The sequence below is a fragment of the Pyrobaculum islandicum DSM 4184 genome (assembly GCF_000015205.1).
Classification (GTDB): domain Archaea; phylum Thermoproteota; class Thermoprotei; order Thermoproteales; family Thermoproteaceae; genus Pyrobaculum; species Pyrobaculum islandicum.
On record NC_008701.1, the window covers coordinates 618695 to 641951 of the forward strand.

The 23257-nt window shown below is 43.2% G+C and carries 25 protein-coding genes and 1 tRNA gene; 4 read left to right on the top strand and 22 right to left on the bottom strand.

The features are described 5' to 3' along the window. The first annotated feature begins 29 nt into the window (after window positions 1-29). Window positions 30-1319, top strand: coding sequence for an aspartate--tRNA(Asn) ligase (aspS, locus tag PISL_RS03505; RefSeq protein WP_011762433.1), 1290 nt, complete (start codon window positions 30-32; stop codon window positions 1317-1319). On the opposite strand, the gene PISL_RS03510 is transcribed toward aspS, so the two are convergent. The 6 genes from PISL_RS03510 to PISL_RS03535 are packed head-to-tail and all read right to left on the bottom strand — an operon-like array spanning window position 1316 to window position 5971. Then, window positions 1316-1939: a protein-L-isoaspartate(D-aspartate) O-methyltransferase gene (locus tag PISL_RS03510; protein ID WP_011762434.1), complete on the bottom strand. Its 624-nt coding sequence runs from the start codon at window positions 1937-1939 to the stop codon at window positions 1316-1318. The genes aspS and PISL_RS03510 overlap by 4 nt on opposite strands. Window position 1940: 1 nt before the next feature. Beyond that, window positions 1941-2981: a flap endonuclease-1 gene (gene fen, locus PISL_RS03515; protein ID WP_011762435.1), complete on the bottom strand. Its 1041-nt coding sequence runs from the start codon at window positions 2979-2981 to the stop codon at window positions 1941-1943. Between the two features lie 25 nt (window positions 2982-3006). Continuing rightward, the gene (locus PISL_RS03520; protein WP_011762436.1) at window positions 3007-3228 is read right to left on the bottom strand and encodes a hypothetical protein; all 222 of its coding nucleotides are present in this window, start codon (window positions 3226-3228) and stop codon (window positions 3007-3009) included. Then, entirely contained in the window at window positions 3225-5420 is a 2196-nt protein-coding gene (locus PISL_RS03525; protein ID WP_011762437.1) for a CDC48 family AAA ATPase, read from the bottom strand. Before PISL_RS03525 ends, PISL_RS03520 begins: the two co-directional genes overlap by 4 nt. 36 nt (window positions 5421-5456) lie before the next feature. After that, the gene (locus tag PISL_RS03530; protein ID WP_011762438.1) at window positions 5457-5735 is read right to left on the bottom strand and encodes an elongation factor 1-beta; all 279 of its coding nucleotides are present in this window, start codon (window positions 5733-5735) and stop codon (window positions 5457-5459) included. A gap of 38 nt (window positions 5736-5773) precedes the next feature. Continuing rightward, a complete protein-coding gene (locus PISL_RS03535; RefSeq protein ID WP_011762439.1) occupies window positions 5774-5971 on the bottom strand; it encodes a zinc finger domain-containing protein in 198 nt (65 codons plus the stop codon). Window positions 5972-6059: 88 nt separating this feature from the next. On the opposite strand from PISL_RS03535, the gene PISL_RS03540 reads away from it, so the two are divergent. Then, window positions 6060-6163: transfer RNA gene (locus PISL_RS03540), tRNA-Ser, on the top strand. A gap of 13 nt (window positions 6164-6176) precedes the next feature. Here the strand turns inward: PISL_RS03540 and PISL_RS03545 are convergent. The 3 genes from PISL_RS03545 to PISL_RS03555 all read right to left on the bottom strand — a co-directional run bounded on the left by PISL_RS03545 (window position 6177) and on the right by PISL_RS03555 (window position 8168). Continuing rightward, the gene (locus PISL_RS03545; protein WP_011762440.1) at window positions 6177-6842 is read right to left on the bottom strand and encodes an endonuclease V; all 666 of its coding nucleotides are present in this window, start codon (window positions 6840-6842) and stop codon (window positions 6177-6179) included. Next, on the bottom strand, window positions 6833-7513 hold the full coding sequence (locus PISL_RS03550; RefSeq protein WP_011762441.1) for a DUF357 domain-containing protein: 681 nt from the start codon (window positions 7511-7513) through the stop codon (window positions 6833-6835). Before PISL_RS03550 ends, PISL_RS03545 begins: the two co-directional genes overlap by 10 nt. A gap of 151 nt (window positions 7514-7664) precedes the next feature. Beyond that, window positions 7665-8168, bottom strand: a complete 504-nt coding sequence (locus PISL_RS03555) for a UPF0179 family protein (protein WP_011762442.1) — start codon at window positions 8166-8168, stop codon at window positions 7665-7667. Between the two features lie 31 nt (window positions 8169-8199). Here PISL_RS03555 and PISL_RS03560 point away from each other — a divergent pair, with 31 nt between their 5' ends. After that, the gene (locus PISL_RS03560; RefSeq protein ID WP_011762443.1) at window positions 8200-9120 is read left to right on the top strand and encodes an RIO1 family regulatory kinase/ATPase domain-containing protein; all 921 of its coding nucleotides are present in this window, start codon (window positions 8200-8202) and stop codon (window positions 9118-9120) included. A gap of 3 nt (window positions 9121-9123) precedes the next feature. Further along, on the top strand, window positions 9124-10899 hold the full coding sequence (locus PISL_RS03565; protein ID WP_011762444.1) for a DUF460 domain-containing protein: 1776 nt from the start codon (window positions 9124-9126) through the stop codon (window positions 10897-10899). On the opposite strand, the gene PISL_RS03570 is transcribed toward PISL_RS03565, so the two are convergent. From PISL_RS03570 to PISL_RS03625, 13 genes are read right to left on the bottom strand one after another with little or no spacing between them, the layout of a single operon-like run. Then, window positions 10873-12081, bottom strand: coding sequence for a methionine adenosyltransferase (locus PISL_RS03570; protein WP_011762445.1), 1209 nt, complete (start codon window positions 12079-12081; stop codon window positions 10873-10875). The genes PISL_RS03565 and PISL_RS03570 overlap by 27 nt on opposite strands. Continuing rightward, entirely contained in the window at window positions 12078-12338 is a 261-nt protein-coding gene (locus PISL_RS03575; RefSeq protein WP_011762446.1) for a U6 snRNA-associated Sm-like protein LSm6, read from the bottom strand. The genes PISL_RS03570 and PISL_RS03575 overlap by 4 nt, the downstream gene beginning before the upstream one ends. Window positions 12339-12385: 47 nt before the next feature. Beyond that, a complete protein-coding gene (locus PISL_RS10635; protein WP_011762447.1) occupies window positions 12386-12586 on the bottom strand; it encodes a DNA-directed RNA polymerase subunit N in 201 nt (66 codons plus the stop codon). Further along, the gene (locus PISL_RS03580; RefSeq protein ID WP_011762448.1) at window positions 12583-13023 is read right to left on the bottom strand and encodes a 30S ribosomal protein S9; all 441 of its coding nucleotides are present in this window, start codon (window positions 13021-13023) and stop codon (window positions 12583-12585) included. The genes PISL_RS10635 and PISL_RS03580 overlap by 4 nt, the downstream gene beginning before the upstream one ends. Before the next feature lie 2 nt (window positions 13024-13025). Next, a complete protein-coding gene (locus PISL_RS03585) occupies window positions 13026-13583 on the bottom strand; it encodes a 50S ribosomal protein L13 (protein WP_011762449.1) in 558 nt (185 codons plus the stop codon). Then, window positions 13580-13948, bottom strand: a complete 369-nt coding sequence (locus PISL_RS03590; RefSeq protein WP_011762450.1) for a 50S ribosomal protein L18e — start codon at window positions 13946-13948, stop codon at window positions 13580-13582. Before PISL_RS03590 ends, PISL_RS03585 begins: the two co-directional genes overlap by 4 nt. Before the next feature lie 25 nt (window positions 13949-13973). Next, window positions 13974-14762, bottom strand: a complete 789-nt coding sequence (locus tag PISL_RS03595) for a DNA-directed RNA polymerase subunit D (RefSeq protein WP_011762451.1) — start codon at window positions 14760-14762, stop codon at window positions 13974-13976. Then, window positions 14762-15205 carry a 30S ribosomal protein S12 gene (locus PISL_RS03600; protein ID WP_011762452.1) on the bottom strand — a complete coding sequence of 148 codons (444 nt, stop codon included), beginning with the start codon at window positions 15203-15205 and terminating at the stop codon, window positions 14762-14764. Before PISL_RS03600 ends, PISL_RS03595 begins: the two co-directional genes overlap by 1 nt. Window positions 15206-15241: 36 nt before the next feature. Beyond that, complete coding sequence (locus PISL_RS03605; protein WP_011762453.1) at window positions 15242-15676, bottom strand: NusA-like transcription termination signal-binding factor; 435 nt, start codon at window positions 15674-15676, stop codon at window positions 15242-15244. Next, on the bottom strand, window positions 15669-15974 hold the full coding sequence (locus PISL_RS03610) for a 50S ribosomal protein L30e (RefSeq protein ID WP_011762454.1): 306 nt from the start codon (window positions 15972-15974) through the stop codon (window positions 15669-15671). The genes PISL_RS03605 and PISL_RS03610 overlap by 8 nt, the downstream gene beginning before the upstream one ends. A 39-nt stretch (window positions 15975-16013) precedes the next feature. Beyond that, window positions 16014-17153, bottom strand: coding sequence for a DNA-directed RNA polymerase subunit A'' (gene rpoA2 / locus PISL_RS03615; protein WP_011762455.1), 1140 nt, complete (start codon window positions 17151-17153; stop codon window positions 16014-16016). Further along, a complete protein-coding gene (rpoA1, locus tag PISL_RS03620; protein ID WP_011762456.1) occupies window positions 17150-19804 on the bottom strand; it encodes a DNA-directed RNA polymerase subunit A' in 2655 nt (884 codons plus the stop codon). Before rpoA1 ends, rpoA2 begins: the two co-directional genes overlap by 4 nt. A 40-nt stretch (window positions 19805-19844) precedes the next feature. Further along, the gene (locus PISL_RS03625) at window positions 19845-23228 is read right to left on the bottom strand and encodes a DNA-directed RNA polymerase subunit B (protein ID WP_011762457.1); all 3384 of its coding nucleotides are present in this window, start codon (window positions 23226-23228) and stop codon (window positions 19845-19847) included. Window positions 23229-23257: the final 29 nt, after the last annotated feature.

Sequence of the window (23257 nt, forward strand, 5' to 3'; positions counted from 1 at the left end):
ATTTTTTTACTAGATCTTTCTCCTACTGTGTGTATCCTAAGAAGACCCACTGGACTAGCGATATTACGACAGATCTCCACGGTAGAGAGGTGACGCTTGCCGGTTGGGTGTGGGAGTTGAGAGATCTTGGGAAGGTGAAGTTTATAGTGCTTAGAGATAGAGAGGGGTTTGTACAACTGACGCTTAAAGTTGGAAAAACACCAGAGCACGTGTTTAGAGTCTTTTCAGAACTCAATAGAGAAGACGTTATAGTTGTGAAAGGTGTTGTAGAGACGAGCAAGATAGCTAAGAGAGGTGTAGAGGTGTTTCCGACTGACATAACTATCTTAAATAAAGCGAAGCCTCTCCCGCTAGATATTTGGTCTGAGACCCCAGATTTGGCGACTAGATTAAAATGGCGTTCTATAGATCTAAAGAGACCCCGCAATTTGGCTGTATTTTCTTTAGCTTCTAAAATCTTGCGTGAAATTCGTGAGACTCTCTATGGGGAGAGATTTGTGGAGGTTTTTACGCCTAAAATCATCGTCACAAGTACAGAGGGAGGCGCCGAGCTCTTCCCAGTGTTGTATTTCGAAAGAGTCGCATATCTCTCACAAAGTCCGCAGCTATATAAGGAACAGCTGACTGCATCGTTAGAGAGAGTGTTTGAAATAGGCCCTGCGTTCAGAGCTGAGAAGCATAATACAGACTACCACTTAAACGAGTTTATTTCTGTAGACGCCGAAGCCGCTTTTATGAATTACCATGATGTGATGGATATCTTAGAGAAAATTATGAAACGCGTGGTCTTAGTGCTTTCAGAGAATGTTGCGAGACTCAGAGAGGTCGGCCTTATGCCTGTAGTAACAGAGCTTGATAAAATACCTAGGGTGGAGTATGACGAAGCAATTGAAAAACTGGGCCAGCTTGGCTACTCTGTCAAATGGGGAGACGACTTTACAGTGGAAATGCAAAAGGCATTGATGAGATTTTACGGTTCTGTCTACTTTATAATAGATTTTCCAGCTTCGCTTAGACCATTTTATACCAAGCGGAAGGAGAATGATAGAAGCGAGTCTTATGACTTAATAATCAATGGGATTGAAGTGGCTTCGGGCGCCACGAGGATACACAAGAGAGACGAGCTAGAGGAGGAGATGAGAAAGAGGGGTTTAGATCCCAAGCTTTTCGAGAGTCATTTAGCGGTGTTTGACTACGGCATGCCGCCACATGCAGGATTTGGTCTAGGCTTTAATAGGTTATTGACAGCTCTACTAGGTCTAGATAATGTGAGACATGCGACTCTATATCCACGCGATCGCTATAGAGTAGAGCCCTAGCTGTCACGTAATGGGACAAATAAGACGTATGTAATTGCGCGTTTCTCGATTTTCTCTCCCCTCTTAGTTATTTTATACAGAACTTGGCCAACCCCTTCCTCAATAGGGATTACCAAGACCCCTCCATCTTTAAGCTGTTTTATTAATTCACTAGGAATGGTTCTAGCTGCTGCAGTTACTATAATGGCGTCGAAAGGCGCATGACGCTCAAGGCCTTTTTTCCCATCGCCGTGATATACTTCGACAATGCCCCAATAGCCTAGCCGCTCTATATTTTGGGCTGCATATATTGCGAGCTCTTTTACAATTTCTATAGTATAGACTTTTCCCTTCCGTTCTATAGCTTCTGCACATACTGCCGCTTGATATCCAGAGCCTGTGCCGACTTCTAAAATCTTCATGCCTGGCCTTGGCTCAACTAATTCACACATCATGGCGACCATGTGCGGCGCTGATATCGTTGCATCAAAAAACAGGGGGAGAGGCCTATCTTCGTAGGCCATCATTCTATACTCAGGCATTACAAACTCTTCGCGTGGTACAGCTAACATAGCCTTTTTTACACGTTCGGTCTTTATAATGCCCTCGTTCGTCAACTCCTCTACCAGCCTTAATGCCATGTTAGAAAAAGCTATCTAACGACGATATTTTATACTTTGTTTGCGCCCTCTTTAATCTCTCAACGGCCTTCAAGACTCTATCTTCGCTAAAGTCGTGCTCTCTTACCAAGAAGTCAATAAGCTTTTGCTCGTCTGGCTTTTTAATATCGGTTGAATATTCGTCGGTTACTGGCGGGTTGAGAAAGAATTTCTTTATCTCTAGAGGATCTACGGGGAAATAAACGCCCCTAAGGACCGTCTCTAGCATTTTTTCCAACCCCCCAAATTCCCACACTAATTTAAGCGCCTTTTGCGGCCCCACTCCTGGCACGCCATCTGGGTTATAATCTGTGCCAAGGAGTATTGCCAAGTCAATAAGTTGTTCTCTATTTTTTAATCTCAGAGATTTTAACACTGCATCGAGCTCTATAATCTCTGGTGACAGTTCTATCACCTCTTCTCCAATTTTCCTCCTGGGCGATACAGCTAGGTTACGTACTAGCCTAGGCGAGCCGAATAGTAGAGAGTCGTAATCCTGGCTCCCGACTGCCCAACAATGACCTCTCTTGGCCATATGTGCGGCTTGTGCCTCTCCCTCGCTGGGCGCTTGAACCCACGGCACACCCATATATGTAAGTAGTTTTTTCGCGTCTTCAACCATATCGCTTGTGAGAAAAACGGCTCTTTTCATATATTTAGCTACATCCTCTTTTCTTCCCTCTTTTATCGCTTTCAAAACCTCTTCCATTGCCTTTTCTTTGACTTTCCTTCTCTCCTCTATCTCAGCAAGTTTAAATTCCGGGGGTTTCCCATCGAATACATAAACGGGCTTTATTCCAGCTTCCATTAAATTAATAGTGCGATAGAAGAGACCTGATAGATGGCTTGTAATTCTGCCTACGCGATCCATAAGGGGGGTGCCGTCTGGTTGCCTAATTGACGCTAAAAACTGATATAATGAATTATACGCGTCCAGGGCTATACATTTACCTGCTAAGTTTTCTAGCTTTACCTCACGCCGTATATCTTTGCCTATAAGTTTCCCCAATTCTGTAACACCCACATTTAATGTGGAAACTGTCTATATATTATTTACGCCTTGAAATTTGAAAGATTTCTCTACCTTCTTTCTTGATTTTTTTCACATAGATCTTCTTATGTATTTCAAGCGTCATAAGTACTTTAACGAGTTCAGAGTCCGATATTTGGATATTTGCACGTCTTAACAACGCTTTTATATCTTCGCTTGTTGTAGTCTCCTGTCTTTTCAATAACATGTCAATAATATTACCTATAACAGTTAGTATCATAGATATAGTGGAGGCGTCGCTTTAGTCTTAACGGCTACCGTCAACTGTCTCGCTTTTTCTAACCAACTTTCGTAGAATTTTAACATCTCTGGAGTAATCGAGGGTCTGACCTTTTTAAGTGCCTCTTCAAAGTGTCTCATTGAAACCTCTCTGACGTTTATATCCTCGCGTAATGCCAAGAACGTTGCCTCTCTTACCAATAGCTCTAAGTCTGCGCCAGAGTAGCCCTCGGTTCTACGTGCTAACTCTTCGAGGTCGACGTCTTTAGCTAGAGGAGTTGCCTTGGTGTGAATTAGCAATATTTCAAGCCTGGCTTTAAAATCAGGCGGTGGGACGTAGATTATTCTATCGAAACGGCCTGGTCTTAACAACGCCGGATCTATAAGGTCCGGCCTATTGGTAGCTGCTATAACTACTACATTTTCAAGCGCTTTTATACCATCCATTTCAGCTAGTAGTTGCGCAACAACGCGTTCGCTAACTAAGGAATCTCCGCCTAGACCTCTTGCTGTTGCAAGTGCATCTACCTCATCTATAAAGATGACCGCTGGTGCAGCCATGCGGGCTTTTCTAAAAATCTCTCTAACCATCTTCTCCGACTCGCCAACCCACTTGGAAAATATCTCTGGACCTCTGACGGCGATGAAGTTCGCCCCCGACTCTGTGGCCACCGCCTTTGCCAGTAGTGTCTTTCCTGTGCCAGGTGGTCCAAATAGGAGAATGCCCTTAGGAGCACGGAGACCGAATTTCTTAAACTTATCAGGGTATTTGAGAGGCCACTCCACGGCCTCTCTGAGTTCCTGTTTAACGTTTTCTAAGCCGCCTATGTCCTCCCAACGGACACGGGGAACTTCTATGTGTATCTCTCTTAGAGCAGATGGTATTATCTCTTTCATGGCGTTTATGAAGTCTGACATAGTAACTTTGATTTTTTCAAGAGCCTCAGGCGGGATAGAGGGTTGGTTAAGGTCGATAAGACCGCTTTGAATAGCTCTTCTTAGAGCAGACATAGCAGCCTCTCTAGCAAGTGCGGCGAGATCGGCCCCAGAAAAACCGTGTGTCATCTCGGCTAGCTTTCTCAGATCTACGTCAGGTGCAAGAGGCATATTCCTAGTATGTATGAGAAGGATTTCATACCTACCTTTAAAGTCCGGCGGGTTTATCCAAATCTCTCTGTCGAATCTTCCTGGTCTTCTTAGTGCTGGGTCTATTGCGTCTGGGCGGTTGGTTGCTCCTATTACTATTACTTGTCCTCTCTCTTGTAGTCCGTCCATTAGGGTTAGTAGTTGTGCCACCACTCGCTTTTCTACCTCTCCCGTGACTTCCTCGCGTTTGGGGGCTATGGCGTCTATCTCGTCTATGAAGATTATGGCGGGGGCGTTTTTCTTCGCCTCTTCGAAAATCTCCCTAAGCCGCGCCTCAGACTCGCCGTAGTACTTCGACATGATCTCGGGGCCGTTTATAGCGACGAAGTAGGCGTTGGCCTCGTTAGCCACAGCCTTGGCGAGGAGAGTCTTGCCCGTGCCAGGGGGGCCAATCAAGAGGATACCCTTCGGAGGCTCAATACCCAAATGTTTAAACAACTCAGGATGCCTAAGAGGAAGCTCCACAAGCTCACGAATCTTCTGTTTAGCATCCTCCAAATCACCAATATCCTCCCAAGTAACGTGGGGTATCCTAACGCCCGAAACCGGCTTTTCAAAAATCTGGATCTGGGTGTCCTCCGTGATGACTAACACGGCGTTTGCCGGCTTTGTCTGAACCACTTGAAACGTAAGCGGCTGGCTCAGCACATATATCTGTAGCATATCGCCCTCTACTACGATGTATTCTCTAAGTCTCTGTTTGATGTATTGGAGGAAGTTGGTATCTACTGCAATAGTCATAGACACAGGGGCGAGCTTTACAAAGGCGGCAGGCTTAGGCTCTATCTTCCTCACTCTCACTGTTTCGTTTAGGGTTACATCAGCGTTCTTTCTTAAAATGCTGTTCATTCTGATTACGCCTTTGCCGCGGTCTTCTGGGAGACCGTTCCAAACCTTTGCCGCTGTCCTCCTCCGTCCAACGATCTCTACAACATCGCCGACAATAATGCCGGCTCTTTCCATAACTTCAGGATCTATTCTAACGATGGGACGGTTAGCATCGCGAGCTTTACTCTCAAGTACCCTAAGTTCAATCCATTCAGACACGATTAAAAACAATAATCTAGAGTATAAAAACCTTGACTAAAAACTAAGTCTTGAGAAATATTCAAGTTCGTAACTTCCTACGCCTTCTACGGATCGTAGAAGCTCTTCTACTTCGTCGGAGCTATATTCGTCAGACTCAGGCATTCTAATGAAAAATCTAAGAGCTTTTATACCAAATCCCACATCTTCTACCTCTACTTTATCAACTTTATATTTAGGCGCCAATTTGTTTACAACAGCGTTTTTCAACTTCTCTATATCTACTTCAACGCTTTCTGGGAGTACTCTATATACTAACGCCACTTCTGCAGACATGACATCGAGTCTGTGACCTCTATTTAAAACTTAATGTGCTAGGGGCCTACAAATCCGCACTCCGGACAGCGGTATGGCACGCCCAACTTACGCGACCTTGCGCTACGTATTATGGTTGTTTTTCCACAGTTAGGACATGCAAAAATAACTCCTCTCTCTAACGGCGCAAGTACCCAATTTGTTACTGTATCAGAAGGCGGCGAGGGTCCGTGAAACTTTGCGCCTCTAATTGACATAAGCGCTAGAAACGGCCTAGATATATAAAGTTTGTCTCCTTATGTGTTTTATCATAAAAACTTTTAAACTAAGGCGTTGATACTACAGGCCGGGGTGGCCGAGCGGCCTAAGGCGCGGGACTCGAGAGTAGAAATCCGGGCCATCCCGTCCCCGTCTAGGGGGCGTGGGTTCAAATCCCACCCCCGGCGCCATTGCCTTTTTATCCTAAGTACATTCTTCGGAGCTAACAGGTGCCTCACCCCACTGATCAAAGACATGCGGCTTCTTCTGTTTTAACTTTTGCGACATGTTATGGGCCAATCTAAGAGGATATACATCTTTGTTTATACACAACTTTTCTACAAGTTTTACCGCATCCTCAAGCGTAATATAGGAGCCTACCGAGACGTATTTCTTACCCCCGCATCGAACGACCTTTGCGATAACTTCGCCTGTTAATGGATCCGTCACAACATCTCTCTGCTCCTCTCCGTAGAGCCTAGATTTTGCGACTCCGACAGTTGGCTTTTTCAATACTACTCCTATATGTGACGCAATGCCAAATTTTCTTGGATGAGCTATGCCGTGTCCGTCTACGAGTATTACATCCGGCTTTACTCTGAGCTTGATATAAGCTCTTAACATGGGCGTGAGCTCTCTAAATGCGAGAAACGTTGGGATATATGGGACTACGCTTTTTACTATTGCGCATGCAATGTCTATAACTTGAAGAGTTGAAAGTTGGACCACTACTGCAACTCCATATGCAAGATCTCCACTGTAGGCCACATCTAGTCCAGCGACGGTCTCTGGCGGTGGAAGTGGAGAAAACACTATATTATTAGCCAAAACCTCCTGTATTCTCTTGGCGGCCTCTGTATTTAACGGCATTGAGAAAACGAGGCTATTATCTTCTCGATAATTTTTGTTGTACTACATAATTCGCACTTATACAACTCTGGCAGACGAATAATCTCCACGTCTACGCCTCTCTTTTTCGCCTCTTGCTTAACAACATCTTCAGATATGTTCTGGTTAGGCCCTAGGAGAACTATGTCTGGCTTTACTTCATAAAAAATGTCAAAGATGTTACCAGGTTTACCCTCAACTGTCTTATGGACGTAGTATATCGATGAGAGAATCTCCGCCCTTTGCTGCTGTGGAATTATAATCTTACGTTTCTTTGTCCTTTCTGCGTTTTCATCTGAAGATACAACTGCGGTGACGTAGCCTAATTTCCAAGCCTCTCTTAAATACAGAAGATGTCCAGGATGTAAGATCTCAAATGTACCTGCAACCATTACAACTTTATTGTTCTTAATCTCGCTGGGCTTTTTCCATACAAAGTCAGCAATTCCAATTAGTTTTAACGCGTCTAGGAGCCCCTCTGCATAAGATACAGTTGCCAGGGCAGTTTCTCTATCGCCTATAGAGTAGTAATATTTTGAGTCTTTGAGATAAGCCTGTGCTAAATCCACAATATACTTATACGCTTGGTCTCTTAATATGAGACTGTTTAGTGCCTCTTCGAGATTTCTAATATATATAGCAACTCTATCCACAGGACGGTGGTGTTATTAGCTTAAAACATTTAAAGAAAGGATTTTAGCAGGGCTATGGCGGAGGAGCTACAAGCGATAGCTGCAAGACTCATAACACGTCTAAGAGAGGCGGAAAAGCTAGCGTCTGAAGGCAAAATCTCAGAGGCAAAGGTTATTTTAAAGGACGTCGTAAAAGAGGCGCGCGAGAATGGTCTTGATAAGTCCCTACGGCACCTAATTCTGAGGGTAAAGGCGCTTCTAAGATATAAAACTCAACAGTAGCGAAATCTCTATCTTTACATCTCGTCCTTCCTAACACTCTAATTATCTTTATCTTTTCGCCAGGTTTAACTATGTTATCTGGACAATCCTTACACCCTTTACATTCTCCTTCAAAAGTCACTATGGCTCCCTCCAGTGCTTTGTTAAGGGGTACCAACCCAACGATAGGCAACTCCGCGGCGACAACTGGTACGACCTCCTCGCCAGTGATTTTACACCTTTGTCCAAGAGAGGGTCTTATTTCGATAACTTCGTAACTCCTACCTGGCGTTAATTTTCCTAGACACACAGCATATAGTTTACACGACTTGCACTCGTCGGGAATACTTACTACGCGAAATCTGTGGCCTATTACAGCTTGTTCTCTTGAAACTAAGGTAATAATTTTCCTCACATTTTTAACCCACGGTATATCTTTTTAAATTGTGCTTAAAAGCTTGGTCGAGATTTACGATAAATTATCAAAAAGAGAGCTAAGGGTACTTAGGATCATAGAGGCTGGACATAAGAAGTATGAATTTGTCCCACAAGAGTTGATAGAAAGATGGTCTAGGCTTAGAAAAGAGCAAGTTTCTGAAATTATACGTCGTCTTCACTATTTTGGATTATTGCGGCGAAACCTCTCGCCATATTTAGGGTGGAAAATTACAGTGGCAGGCTATGATATACTCGCTATACATACACTAAGAGTTAAACGAAAACTTGTAAAGATATCTCCTACGCCTATAGGAGTAGGCAAAGAATCTGTGGTATATGTAGGCGAAACTCCCTCTGGATTTAAAGTAGCGATTAAATTCCACCGTGGTGGAGTATCTGTGTTTAGATACGAAGAGGCTTTTATATCGCGGTTGCGTAAATATAAACACCTTCGACAGATATATGAGACTAGGCTTTCGGCATTTGCCGAATTTTTTGCCCTAGATAAAATCTTTGGAGTGGGTGGATTAGTACCGGAGCCTATTGCATATAATAGACATGTAGTAGTTATGGCATATATAGATGGCATTGAGCTTTACCGACTTACATATTACGACTTTAAAAAAGTCGCAGACGATATAGTTGAAACACTTCGTAAGGCCTTGGGCTTGGGTATTATCCACGGCGACCTCTCGCCATATAACATACTTGTAGGCAAAAGGAGTTATATAATCGATTGGCCACAATGGATTCCTGCAAGTTATCCCAACTCTAGCACATATCTCAAGCGCGATCTCGAGAATATTTCGTCGTTTTTCAAGAAAAACGGCGTTGAAATACCCGTTGATGAGCTATTTAAAATAGCTGAAGAAGGCAGAGAGAGAAGTAAAAACTTCATGATAGAGATTAATAAGTATGTCTTCTCATAGCTTGTGGCTATACTTGGCATTGATATAACGCCTGACGGAAACTTTGCATACATAGTTGTAGAGGGTAAAACTACTTTAGAAAAGGGTATTGTAAATCCACGTAATTTGCCATCCTTATTTAAAAAGTATGCCATAAGAACCTTGGCTGTAGACAACGTGAGTGAATTATTTCAATATGGTAGAGCTCTCATAAAGTTATTAAGCAAGCTACCCTACACCGTTGAGGTAATTGAAGTTACCAGAGACAAACTGGGCTTCAAAAAAATGGAGGAGTTGGTGCAGGAATATTTCGGAGTTGCCAAGAGCCACTTGACACCTCTAGAAACTGCGGAATATTTGGCTCTGCTAGCAAGTCTAGGCATTGGCACTCCGGTAAAGCTTTTTGAAGAAGAGACCATCATATTGATATATAGGAAAATATCCACGACGCCGGGCGGCATGAGCAGAAATCGTTTTATGAGAAATATCACCCATAGAATAAAGTCTATTGCGTCTAAGATAGAGTTAAAATTGAAAGAAGCTAAATTAGATTACGACTTATTTATAAAGGAGGAGTCCGGCGAGGTGACATCTGCAAAGTTTGTAGTCTATGCTAACAAAGAGGTAGTAAGGAGATATATAAAACCAATGCGCAGCATAGATGTCGCAGTTACTATTTACTCAGCTCCTGCAAAAAGAGGAGGAACTCCCTCACATGAGCGTTATTTAATACTTGGCGTAGATCCAGGTGTCGTCACAGGTCTTGCAATACTTACCTTAGATGGAGAAGTTTTAGATACAGCGGCACGGAGGGGGCTTTCCAGAGGTGATATATTAAGGTATGTACGCCAATGGGGTATACCGGTGCTTATTGCCACAGATGTAGCAGAAGCGCCAGAGTTTGTAAAGCGTCTTGCCGCCATGAGCGGGGCAGTTCTCTATACGCCAGGTAAAGACTTGTCTTCTGAGGAGAAGACAGAGATACTTGACAAAATAAATTGGCGTGTAAAATCTAGCCATGAGCGCGATGCTTTGGTAGCAGCCTACAGAGCCTACCAAGAGTATAAGCTTAAATTTGACAAAATAGAAAAAGAATTTGGAAAAATTTTGAACCTAGAACAGTTGGAATACGCAAAAGCTCTCGTAGTACGTGGATACTCCATAGCTCAAGCTGTATCTGAGGCATTAAAGAAACGCGAAGAGAAAGAGGTACGTGTAGTATACATTACGGCAGAGAAACCATGTGGAAGAAGGGAGAGCGCATTAGAAACACAGATAAGGGCTCTTGAATACGAGAACCAACAGTTACGTAAAGAGTTGGAAACCCTGAGACAAGAATATACACAATTACGTAAACGACTTGAAGACGAAAAATGGCGCGATTTAAGATATAGAGAGTTGCAAACAAGAGTAGAGACGTTAACAAGCGAGTTAATAAAAAAGGAAGCAGAATTGGAGCAGCTTAAGAAAGTGTTTATAGAAATCCTATCTAACTACGGTTCGAAGTACAAACTAATACACACATCCGAAACTGTAGAGTGCAAAGGAGACGAACCTGTGGGCACAATCTGTAGAAATATCGAGTCAGTAGAAGAGGCTGTGGCGCGGAAAACTCTTGGGGTGCCTTTAAAACAAGTGGCTAAGCTACAGTTAGGCGAGTTCTACGTGATTGACCAAGATCTTGTAAAGAAACTAGTCGAAGACATAAGACGTAAGATAGAGGAGAGGAAAGAAATCGACCTTAGAAAGATTGTAGAACAATACAGACGAGGTTTAATACAGAGACACTTCCCCTCTTAGGATATAGTCGGTAATCTGTGTAATCTTTTCAATTTCCTCTCTAGCAATGGCTTCTACCTCGTTTCTAACCTCGCCTGTGAGCTCACCGCTTTTTATAATTTCAACATTTAGAATTTTAGGCTCGTTTATGGGCTTTCCTATTTGTGAAACAATTTCCACATATACCTCGATAATATCTTTGACCTGATTATACACCTTATCTGCGATTCTCTGTGCGACAACATTGTAAATTTTTCCGACATGACTCACAGGGTTTTTACCGGCTGCCGCTTCCAGTGACATAGATCTCATGGGAGTTATAAGGCCATTTGCCCTATTGCCTCTGCCTGTCATACCATCGTCGCCATGCTCTGCAGAAGTCCCCGTCACGGTTAGATAGAAAATGCCGTGTTCGGGCTTGTCTGCGGCATTGACTACAACTTCTATGTTATACTCAGGGGCTACTTTGGAGGCGAGATCTTCGACAGCTTTTTTTACATCCTCTTTTACAGATAAGTAGTGGCTCTTGTCTTTCACTAATTTACTAATCATAGCGGCGGCCACCGTTAGTTTAACCTCTTTCCCAACTCTAACGCCCATGACTTTAACATCTTCTCCGACTTCTGGATATTTCGCCTTAAAGTCTCTGGAGTTCAAGAGTCTTTCAGTCTTATATACAAGCTGTTCTAGAGGCGTAAGTGGTGCATACCCAACGCCCACAGAGGTGTCGTTAGCTAAAGGCACGCTCTTTACGCCCAAGTCATATATTCCTACCAGGTCTGCAGAACCTTGGCCTATCTTATAGTCAATTACTACGTGTGTATCGGGGTCAAGGAAACGGAAATGTTGTTTTATCCAATCTCTCGCTGCTTGCATAACCAATGTGCCTAACGGCACCTTTATCACGCCATCCTTAGTTCTTACCTCATATGTTGCTCTGCCGGAGACTAGTATGTATATTGGTTGTAAGACCTCGCCGCCGCCAAAACGCGGTGCCGCCTGACCGCCAACTACAAGAGTTTTATCGACATTGTGATGGAGAATTATACCAAAATGTTCTAGGTAATATCTTGATAAGTATCTACTTACCCACTCAGAAATACCGTCTGCAATATAATCGGGATGTCCTTGGCCTTTTCTCTCTACAATTTCTACAAGTCGCTTTACTACAGGCGTTTTGTCTACCTTCTCTATGACTATCATGGTGTTACCTCTAATGCCGAGACATAAATTACTTGGGACCCTCTAACCACAATTCTACCATATCGTGTGACAGGCTCGCCAGAGTTATTTAACTCTGCAGCATTGTCAAGAACCAGATTCATACAGCCATCATAAGCTGTCAAAGTACCTTTTACTGCAACTCCCCCCTTTAGTCGGGCAACAATCTCTTTGTTTAGCATTTTTGTCAATACCTTAATTGGAGAAGGTAATTTTAATTGCTGTGGCGCCTTAGACATAAAAAGGCCATATTTCCGCAGTATATAAAATTATTCTCCGAATTTCATCAGCTACGTTTTTCGTAAACTAATAAGTCATCTATCCATTCTACATGTGCTATGAGAGTTCTTCTGCAACAATACCTATGAACCCCTAACTCGTCTAACACACGTCCAGGGTGCTCTCCAGCGAGGACTCTGTGCTTGAAAGTTATATAAAGGTGTCCAAGCGGTTTACCACATGTAAAACATCTGATTGGTACGATCATCGATAAGCCTTCTGCCTCTTGCTTCTGGCGTGTTTAATGCCAGGTTTCTTGGGCTCTGTCCTCCTAGGATCGCCCTTGAGCATATACGGATCGTATTTTTCATAAAGCTCTTTTAGTTCTTGGCTTTGGAAATATGCAACAAGTCCTCTCGCAATGGCTATTCTCACTGCTGTTGCTTGTCCCATGAAGCCCCCACCAGATACATTTACCTCTATGTCAACTTTTTTTGCTAATTCGCCGGCAAGAATCAAAGGTTCACTCATTTTTAACCTGGCCATCTCAATAGGCCATAGTTCCAGCGGATATCCGTTGATTCTAACACGGCCTATTCCCGGCTTTATAATTGCTCTGGCTACAGCTGTTTTCTTTTTTCCAACGGATATTACGACCCTAGGCGTCTCTTGTAGAACTTCGGCTCCCTGGATTTTAACTTCCATAGCTACCCGCCAGTGACTTGTTTAATTCTTTTCTGCCATATCTCTTGCGCGCGTTTCCATTGTTCCCAAGCGGCAAAGTCTATATTACGCCAAACCTCTTCAAGAGTTACAAATTTTGCTAACGGCTTCACCTTGAGCTTTGCCAAAGGTACCTCATATAAAACTAGTTTTTTCCTGTTTAACATCTCCAGTGGTATAGACATATAGACCCTTAGGCGTTTTAATGCAGAACGTCCACGCATATTCTTCTTGGGTAACATTCCTCTTACAATTCTCTTGAAAACTCTATCCGGCCTTCTCGGTATCTTAGGCCCAGCCTTCTCTGGGTTGTAATGAGTACGCCACTCGCTTATCTTTCTCTTAAACCACTCAATTACCATTTTACGATCTCCCGTGATTACTAATTTTTCGGCGTTTACAACAACAATCCTAAGACTAGGTCTTTCTAACAACGCTTTAGCAACATATGTCGCTAACCTGCCAGCTATATGGCCATCTGCGTCGATGATTATCTCGCCTCTCTCTGGCAATTGCTCAAGCTCTCTCTTTTCGATAATCATATCACTATCTTTACATTGCTTCCTTTTGGATTTCTTCTCACTAGTTCCGGGATTGTCAAAAGCTCTCCTCCCGCTTCAATTACCTTCTGCGCGGCCTTGCGCGATACGTTTACAGACGCAACTATTATCCTTTTCTTAAGCTCTCCTCCGCCTAGTAATTTCCCCGGTATTACTACTATATCTCCATCGTTAGCTACTCTATTTAACTTACCGACATTTACTACTACTCTCTGTCTCCTAGGTCGTTCTATGAACTCTGCTACTACCCTCCATATATTAGCAGAGTTAGCCATAGCCGCTTTTCTAAGAAATCTTGCCAACATCCTTAGCTGTCTATTTGTAGGTCCGGTCGGATTAGGAGGCATACCGCTTCTGCGAGAGTTTCTATATTTAAACTTTTGTCTCTACTAGACTACCGGCTTTCTGAGTTAAGGTAGTTATAAAGTCGGAAAACTTCTTCTTTAAGATTCTAAAGGCTTCCCTTAGTGCTGTCTCAACATCGTAATTACCAAATGATTCAACCCAGAAGACATATTTATACCTATCCCACTCAACTATTAGCCTATCGCCACAAATATCTCTACATGTCCAAGCTTTATTAAAAGTACATTCAAACGGATTTGTCAATTCTTTACAGATATCCTTACATTCTTCTTTGCATTTCTCATCTAGCACTTTAATTCTGGGATAGTAATAGTAGCTTGCAAGTGCGGCTTGCCATTTTGCATGTTCTTTTGCACGGCCAAGCTTAGCATAGGCCTCTAATATAATACTTTGGCCCTTTACAAGCTTAACAATTGGTATATCCTTATATACGGGCACCACATCTGGCCTTTCTGACACCAAGTCACCGGAGTAAACAATTTTATCACTTTCCGCGTTTATCTGGAGCATAAGCCTAACGGTACACTCCGATGGATCAACAAGTCCTGTTTCACAATCTTCTATCGGCGGAAGGGCTTGTAGCGGCGTTGTCAAGGGGACAAGCCCCAGTCTATGTGCTAACATTTCGTCATACATTACAGACGTATTGCTCACTATTACGACATAGTCTATTGCCATGACGGGGAGTTCGGATATTATTACTCTTCTAATAGAATTTACAAGAGAGGGATAGGCTCCCTCAATTACTGCCTTTAAAAACAGCGGTGTTTTCTCTACAATAGTTGCTTTTGGCATTACCTAGTTGGCTTCTGTTTCTTTCCGCGCCAAATAGCCCAGAGCGAAACTCCGTTTACCTTAATAACCTTGAATCTAACGCCTGGGATGTCGCCGAGAGATCTGCCCTCTGGGCCGCCGATGCGCTCAATAATGACTTCGTCGTGTTCATTTATGTAGTTTAAACTGCCGTCTAATGGAACAAATGCAGTGACTACTTTGCCATTTTTTACAAGTTGAACTCTTACACATTTTCGTACTGCTGCGTTTGGTTTTCTAGCCTCTACGCCGACCTTCTCAAGCACTATACCGCGTGCCATAGGCGCACCTTCCAAGGGGTCGTATTTCTCAACAAGCCCTAACATCTTACGCTTATATGTTATGTCATTCCATTTGAATCTCTTCCTTTTTCTCTTTAATTTACCCCCCGCAAATAGTCCGTAAGGCGATTTCTTACCAGGCACACCTCTCCTATGTTGACTATTAATAAATTTTTGCCTTTAAGCCAAGATGATTTTATCAATGTCGTAATACCTCTTAGCTAGAATCCTAGCGCGTGCTATGTTACGGCCGTTTTTTCCTATAGCTATACCTTTATCCTCGGGAGCTACAGTAGTTATTGCCACTTTTGACCCCGAGGGAGATTTTGTAACTTTTACCATAATAACCTTGGCGGGATATAAGCTATTTTTTATTAATTCCTCCGGCGTATCTCCGCCTTCTACTATTTCTACATCTTTGCCCAAGATTTGTTTTAGCATTTTGACATTAGAGCCGCCTCTCCCCACAGCTAAGGCCGCTTGATTTTTCTGAACTACAAAAATGATTCTGGAATATTCATTATCGAGAACTACATCTATTGGTGTTATACCTGTAATACTTTCGAAAAGCGTAGCGTATCGGATCTCCTCTTCAGTCAATCTTATCTCAGGCATGTTCAACCAACTTTAATATTTCGCTCTGGCCGGGATCTATCACGGCTAGCGCCATGATTTTATGAGGTCTTTTAGCCGCTGCGCCTAGTTCTATACTTGAGCCTGGGAATATAAATACAGGTACTCCTGCTAATTTGGCATAATATTCAACGTCTTCCTTTGCCCATTTGGGAGCATTTGCAGCCAATATCACCAATTTTGGAGTACTTGTAAGTATTGTTTTCTTAACCTCTTTGAAACCCATTACAACCTTACCTGTGCTTATGGCTACTTGCAATTCTCTACTGATATCTACCACGTCGCGTAGCTGAAAAAACTATTTATAAAGTTATCGCTGTTAAAACTGCATTAAGAGACGTACTATTCCTGTCCCAACAGGGATATATTTACCAGCTATAATGCTTTCTACAACACCCTTAAACTTCTCCTCCTCCCCTCTTACTGCGGCTTCTATCAAGGTTTTTACTGTTACTTCAAATGCTGCACGAGCAAGCGGAGACTCCTTCGTGCCTACGACGCCATGACGCCCAATGGGCCTTAACTTGCCTGACCACGTCATAGCGTCCGCCACTAGGTACATATGTCTAATATCGACGTCAAGTCCTTGTTCGTCTAACACACGCTTTATCTCCTGTGCAACCAAAGTTCTTGTCGCTTCTATTCCTAAAACCTCCTCTACCTCATGTAAGTCGTTGCTGTAAGTTCTTGTAGCGTCTACCTCCTCTAGCTGGAGCACAGCCTCTAAATTCGTCCCTTCTGTAATTATGTACCACTCACCGTTTTTTGTATCGTATTGGAGCACCACTTTTCTCACTCCCTTTATGCCGGCAATTTTTATCTGGAGGATTTTATCACGTATTTTCCTAATTCTAAGCACGTCTGGCGTTGCTAAAGATACTGTAATTGTATGTCCACGCATAGACACTGTAAAGTCCTTTCCCTTGGTCTTTGTCACCACTCTCTCTACATCTTTCAGACTTAAGCCGCGGTACTTTAATTGTTCTTGGTCTAGTGTTATTGTTATAGTCCCAGCTATATAGTCTACGTCTATCTCTTTAGCTAACATCTCAAGAGTTACTTGTTGAATCTTTTTAGCGACAGTCTCTGCCTTCTCTCTATCCCGGTTATAAGGCGGCTTTAGATAAATAAACATAAGCGGCGTAGAGGGGTTTCTTCTGGCATCTACAATTTCTATGAGCCTGGGCAGACCTCTTGCCATTGAGAATTCTCTCAGCCCTGCATAGTGGAAGGAACGTAATATCATTTGTGTACTAGGCTCCCCTATAGATTGAGCTGTTATAATACCTATGGCCTCTCCTGGGTCTATTAACGACGTAATGTAGAGCTTTAGTACGCGATATATTATTCGAAGCGCTTTTTCTTCGTCTAGGTCTTTTACTACATTTTCTAGTTCTTTGTAAATAGGTTGTGGCAAGATTTTGGCAACTCTTTCTAGGACTTCTTGTTTTGAAATCATTTTATCCAAAGTTTAAGCGATTTGATATCTACGATTTTTCCATGATCAGAACGACTTACATCTACGCCATCTTCGCCGTATAGCGGTTGTAATAATATAGCTCCGCCGAATCTAACGGTGCCATCATACGCGGTGTATACATCCTGTAGTGCGTTAATGAGCCGTCTCTGCATATAGCCTGACTGCGCCGTTCTCACAGCTGTATCTATTAAGCCGTCTCTACCTGCAGCTGCGTGGAAAAAGTACTCTACTGGAGTTAAGCCGCATCTAAAACACCGTTTTACAAAGCCGCCTACGAAGGGGCCTATATCACCCGCCGGAAAGTGAGGTAGTACCCTAGTCCTATATCCGCGCCTTATGCGTTCTCCTCTTATCGTCTGTTGGCCTAGCGTTGCAACCATCTGTACAATATTTACAATGCTACCTCTTGCGCCTGTTTTAGCCATTAGATATCCTTCGGCGTCTCTTTTAACGTACTTCTCTACGACTGTCGTGGCATCTTCGCGCACTTTTGACAAGATCTCTGTAATCTTGTTCTCAAAGGTCTCCTCCACTGTGAAGCCAGGCATAGCCTCTAAACGTCCACTTCTGAATTCTTCTACTAATGTATATGCCTTTTTTAGACTCTCTTCTATTATCATATTTAATTCTTTATATGCCTCGTCTGGGAGATATACTGAGTCCATTCCAAACGTAAATCCACGTAGATCTAAAAATCTGAGAAATACTCTCAGCGAAGAATCTAACCACTGTCTTGCTATCTCTGGTGGATAATCGCGGGCAATTCTGTGCCATAGGGAATCCACTTGTTCTGCGCCTATAGATTTCTTGTCTAAGACACCCTTGACTAAATTGCCATTTATGACAATAATCCATTCATCGCCATTACATTTATATGCGTCTTGACATTTACTCTTAAACGCCGTTGGTTGAACCCAGTTTAAATCTTTAGGCAGGAAGTGCGAAATTATCTGTTTACCTGTCCAAAGCTCCACCGGATGTAATATCGCCGGCTCGGGGGGGTCCTCTACAGATTTGCCAGCCCCAAGTAGGTATGCAACTTCTTTCTTTGTGAGAAATGTAGACTTATGCGAAAGGATATATGCGCCAATTATATAATCTTGTCTAGCGCCAATAATAGCGCCGCCATATCGCGGAGTAATAATGTGTTTTTCTACAAGCATTAAAGTTCTCGCCTCAGCTCTAGCTTCTTCAGTCTGGGGCACATGCAAATTCATTTCATCTCCGTCAAAATCGGCGTTATATGGCGGACAAACAGCTAGGTGCAGTCTAAAGGTTCTGCCCGGCAATACTTTTACTAAATGTCCCATCATGGACACTCTGTGGAGACTCGGCTGTCTATTAAAGAGAACAATGTCGCCATCTCTCAAGTGTCTTTCAACGATCCAACCTGGCGCTAGTCTTTCTGCGAGAGCTCTTCTATCTTTTACATAACGTAAGTCTATTCTTCTCCCTTCTGGAGTAACTACATAATTTGCACCTGGCCAAGTCTCAGGTCCTCTTATGACGTACTCTCGCAGTATGTCAACATTCCACGGCGTAACTCTCTCGGGTACAGTCAATATTTTAGCCACATCATATGGTACACCCACCTCGTTTATACTTATATGAGGGTCTGGGCTTATGACTGTACGTGCCGAGAAATTTACACGTTTTCCAGAGAGAGACCCTCTAAATCTACCCTCTTTGCCTTTTAGACGTTGGGCAATGCCTTTAAGCGGCCTACCTCCTCTATGTTTTGCCACAGGTATTCCTGGCAATTCATTATCAAAGTACGTGGCTATATGGTACTGTAGGAGGTCCCATAAGTTATCTACCACATTAGTCGGCGCGCCGGTTTCAATAGCTATCTTTAACTTTTCGTTCATACGGATGATATCGACAAGTTTATGTGTTAAGTCGTCTTCAGATCTAACACCACTTTCAAGCTGTATAGAAGGTCTTACATGTGGCGGCGGGACCGGTAGAACTTTTAAAATAGCCCACTCCGGCCGAGCGACAGAGGGGTTTATCCCGAGAAGTTCCAAATCCTCATTTGGAATTTTAGCTAGTCTATCCCTTAGAGTCTCTGGATCTAGTCTTACCAAAGCCCCCTCCTCTGTTTCCTCATAGAAGTAGTAGGGCCGTTCAAACCTAATTTTATTCCTCTTGTAGCCACAATGTGGACAAGTCATTCTCTCTGAAGCCTTCTTACGAATCTTCTCATGTAAATTCAACGCCAATAGTCTCCATTTGCCTTTTAATTTTGTCAATCTCTCTCTATAACGCTGTATTTCTTCGTCTTTTAACATAATACGGCCACAATTGGGACACGTCGTTCTTAAAATATCGTAGATAATTCGCGCAAATCCGACGTGTATAACAGGTTTTACTAACTCTATGTGACCAAAATGCCCAGGACATACGTCATGTGTTTGACCACAGGTTTCACATCGTGCCCCAGGCTCGGCAACGCCAAGTCTACGATCGGCAACCCCCCCTCTTACGGGCAATCCGCCTTCGTCATAAACTTCGGAGGTTGTAACCTCCATTACCGAGTACTTTCTTATCATCTCTGGGCTGAGAATCCCAAACTTGATAGACTTTATTACCTTCCGGGGGATTGTGTCAAGTTCCTCCCTTAACGACACGGCGTTAGATACAAGTTAATATATAAAGATTATAAGCCAGCTATTCTAAAATTTCAGAAAGCTCGAGCTTTGGATATATGCCAAGGGCTATCAGCTCTTGCAGAAGTAGTTTAAATGCATACGGCACTATTACTTTAGCGAACTGCCCAGTGTCGCCGTGTATCGGACATCTCGGCTTGTTTGTTCTGGCATCTAAATAAGCCGGGAGCCCGCACAGCTCACATACATACATCGTATATTTGTCACTAGATTCGACAAGTCTTTCATATAGCAACGCCGAGGCGCCGTGTGCGATCAAGACGTCTCTTTCCATTTCGCCTAACCTAAGGCCGCCCTCGCGCGAACGCCCCTCAGTTGGTTGTCTAGTTAAGATCTGGACAGGCCCTCTTGCTCTTGCGTGGATCTTATCGGCAACCATGTGATGCAGTTTCTGGTAGTAGACTACGCCTATGAAGATATCTGCCACAAGCTTTTCGCCTGTTATTCCACTGTACATAACCTCTTTGCCATCCCACTTATAGCCTAGCTTCATTAGTAGTTTTCTTAGTTCTTCTTCTTTCACACCTTCGAACGGCGTTGCATCTACTAATGCGCCAAGAGACGCCCCTATTTTCCCTGCTATACTTTCTAAAAGCTGTCCTACAGTCATACGCGATGGCAACGCATGTGGATTAACGATTATATCTGGGACTATGCCCTCCTCCGTAAACGGCATATCCTCGTGTCTCAATATCATGCCAACGACGCCCTTTTGGCCATGGCGAGAGGCAAACTTATCGCCTAGTTCTGGAATCCTAAGTTCTCTCAGTCTCACTTTTACTAACCTATTGCCTTCTGGAGACTCCGTAATAATTACCCTATCTACAATGCCCTTCTCGCCGCGTCTTACAGCAACAGAGGAATCTCTTCTCTCTTTTAAAATACGTTCTGTCTCTAGCGTCGTGTAAAATCTAGGCGGCGACGTTTTGCCTATAATAACCTCATTGCTACTAACATAGACCTCTGGTGGAGCTATGCCGTCTTCGTCTAGGTGGCTGTATGCTTCAGGTCCTCTATAACCTTTAACTGAACTATCTGGTACTTCTATTTTATCCTCCTCTCCGCCAGGATATTTCTGTTCCTCTGTTTCATAAGTGCGGTAGAAGACCGAACGGAACATGCCACGCTCTACTGCGGCTTTGTTTAAAATAATGGCGTCTTCCATATTGTAGCCCGTGTATGTGAGAAGTGCAACAACGGCGTTTTGTCCAGCCGGCTTTTTTGAATAGCCTATAAGCTCTAAGCCTCTTGTTGTGACAATAGGTCTTTCGGGGTAATATAACATGTGGCCTCGTGAATCAAGTTTATAGAGGAAGTTAGACTGCGGTAGTCCGAGAGATTGTTTAGCCATCGCAGCTTCATACTGATTACGCGGCGATTGGTTATGCTCAAGATAGGGTATTATAGACGCCACGGCGCCAAGTATAGCAGATGGTATAATCTCGACATGTGTGTATTTGCTTAAGTCATCGTGAGGATCTGTGGCGATATAGGCATTCTCCTCTTCGTCAGCATCTAGGTACTCTATAACTCCCATTTTTACTAAGTCGTCCCACGTCAATTCGCCACGTCTAACTTTTTCAACAATTTCTTTTGTTAATTTGAGTTTTCCATTTTCTACGACTAAGAGAGGCCTTCTAATGCGGCCTCCGTCGCAGTTGACATATACAGCATTGTTTAAGACAGCTATGTTTATTTCATCACTTATTTTCCCCTGTCTTCTTAGGCTTCTTACTGTCCTGGCTAATTCGTCTGGGTTAGGATGTATACCTATTAATCTCCCATTGATGTAGACCTCCGCACCACGGATGCCCTCGTCTCTGGCCTTTAAAATAGGCACAACGCCTAGGTTATATAACAACTGCTCTACCTCCCCCTCGTCAACACCTGTAGTTATCTCTGCGAGAAGCGCCAAGTTTTTAACAAGACCGACGTTTTGTCCCTCTGGCGTTTCCACGGCACAAAGTCTACCCCATTGAGTTGGATGAAGATCACGCGCCTCAAAGTGAGGTTGTGTCCTAGAAAGCGATGATACAACACGTCTTAAGTAGCTTAAAGTTGACATATAATTAGTGCGATCTAATATCTGGGATACGCCTGTTTTACCACCAACCCAATTCCCTGTAGCGAGCGCTTGTCTCACACGTTCTGTGATTATGTCTGGTCTCACTATAGTCTGAATATGCGGAATTCTACCCCGCGCATAATACTTCTCTAACTGGCTTTTTAACTCTTGCAAAAACTGCTTAAAGACTGTCCTGAAGAGTTGAGTCATCAAATCGCCCACTAGTCTAACTCTTTTGTTAGCGACATGGTCTTTATCGTCGGGCTTTCTTCTGCCGAGGTCTAACTCTATAAGGCCCTTGACAATTTGGCCCAGCATGAGGGCCTTCTTCAGTCTAATTTCCTGTTGTTTTTTCTCATCAGGTACAGTAGTGCCTAAATGAGGGAGAAAATAACGGTCAAGTAGTTGAAGCGCTTTTTCAACTCTAATAGGTTTAGGTTGGCCCACGGCAACTTTACCGCCTATGAAATCTAACGCATCCTCCTTTGTTATGGCAATTTGGTTAGCCGCTATAAGAGAGGGCAGTAGCTCTTTTTGTATTTCTGGGTCGTCAGAAACCGCCTTGACAACGTCTTCGTCAGTCTCAAGACCAAGAGCTTTCATATATACTGGAAACGGTATTTTTACAGGCATGGCAGAAAGGGTGACATATATAATGCCGTCTTTGTTAAGTTCTACAACAAGCGTACTTCTATAGCCTATGCCGGTTGAGATGGTTTTTGCAATATATTTTACCGATGGCTTATCTCCCTTATCATAAATAGGCCTATCGGTTACTAAATCCTCTTGAGAGATAATAACGCGTTCACTCCCATTTATTATGAAATAGCCGCCGAAGTCTTGCGGATCTTCAAATTTCTTTACATACTCACTAGGCTTAAGTCTAGTTAGATTACACCTCTTGGATTTAACCATTATGGGCAATTCGCCTATGTAAAAAGTCTCTGTGACATATGGCTCATCGTCTACATAAAGAGTGGCGGTTAAATATAGTGGAGCGGAATATGTCGCATTACGTAGCCGGGCCTCCATGGGATAGATTAACGATTCAGAGCCGTCGCTTTCTTTAATCCTAGGCCAGCCAACTTCAATACGCTCTAAAACTAGCTTAAGGCCCTTAATTTCCGTCTCAATAACTTTAAAGTCTTCTACAATCTTAGGGAGTTTCTTATCTAAAAAGTCGTTAAAAGACTTTATCTGATGGTTAGCAAGTCCTTTATCTCTAATAAATCTCTCTACTAAAGTCCATCTGTCATCTTTTGTGGGGAATGAATCATCCTGCTGGCTTGTGACGACGGGGAGTGGAAGAAGATCTACCATCGCTCCACCAGAGGTGGTGGTATATAAAA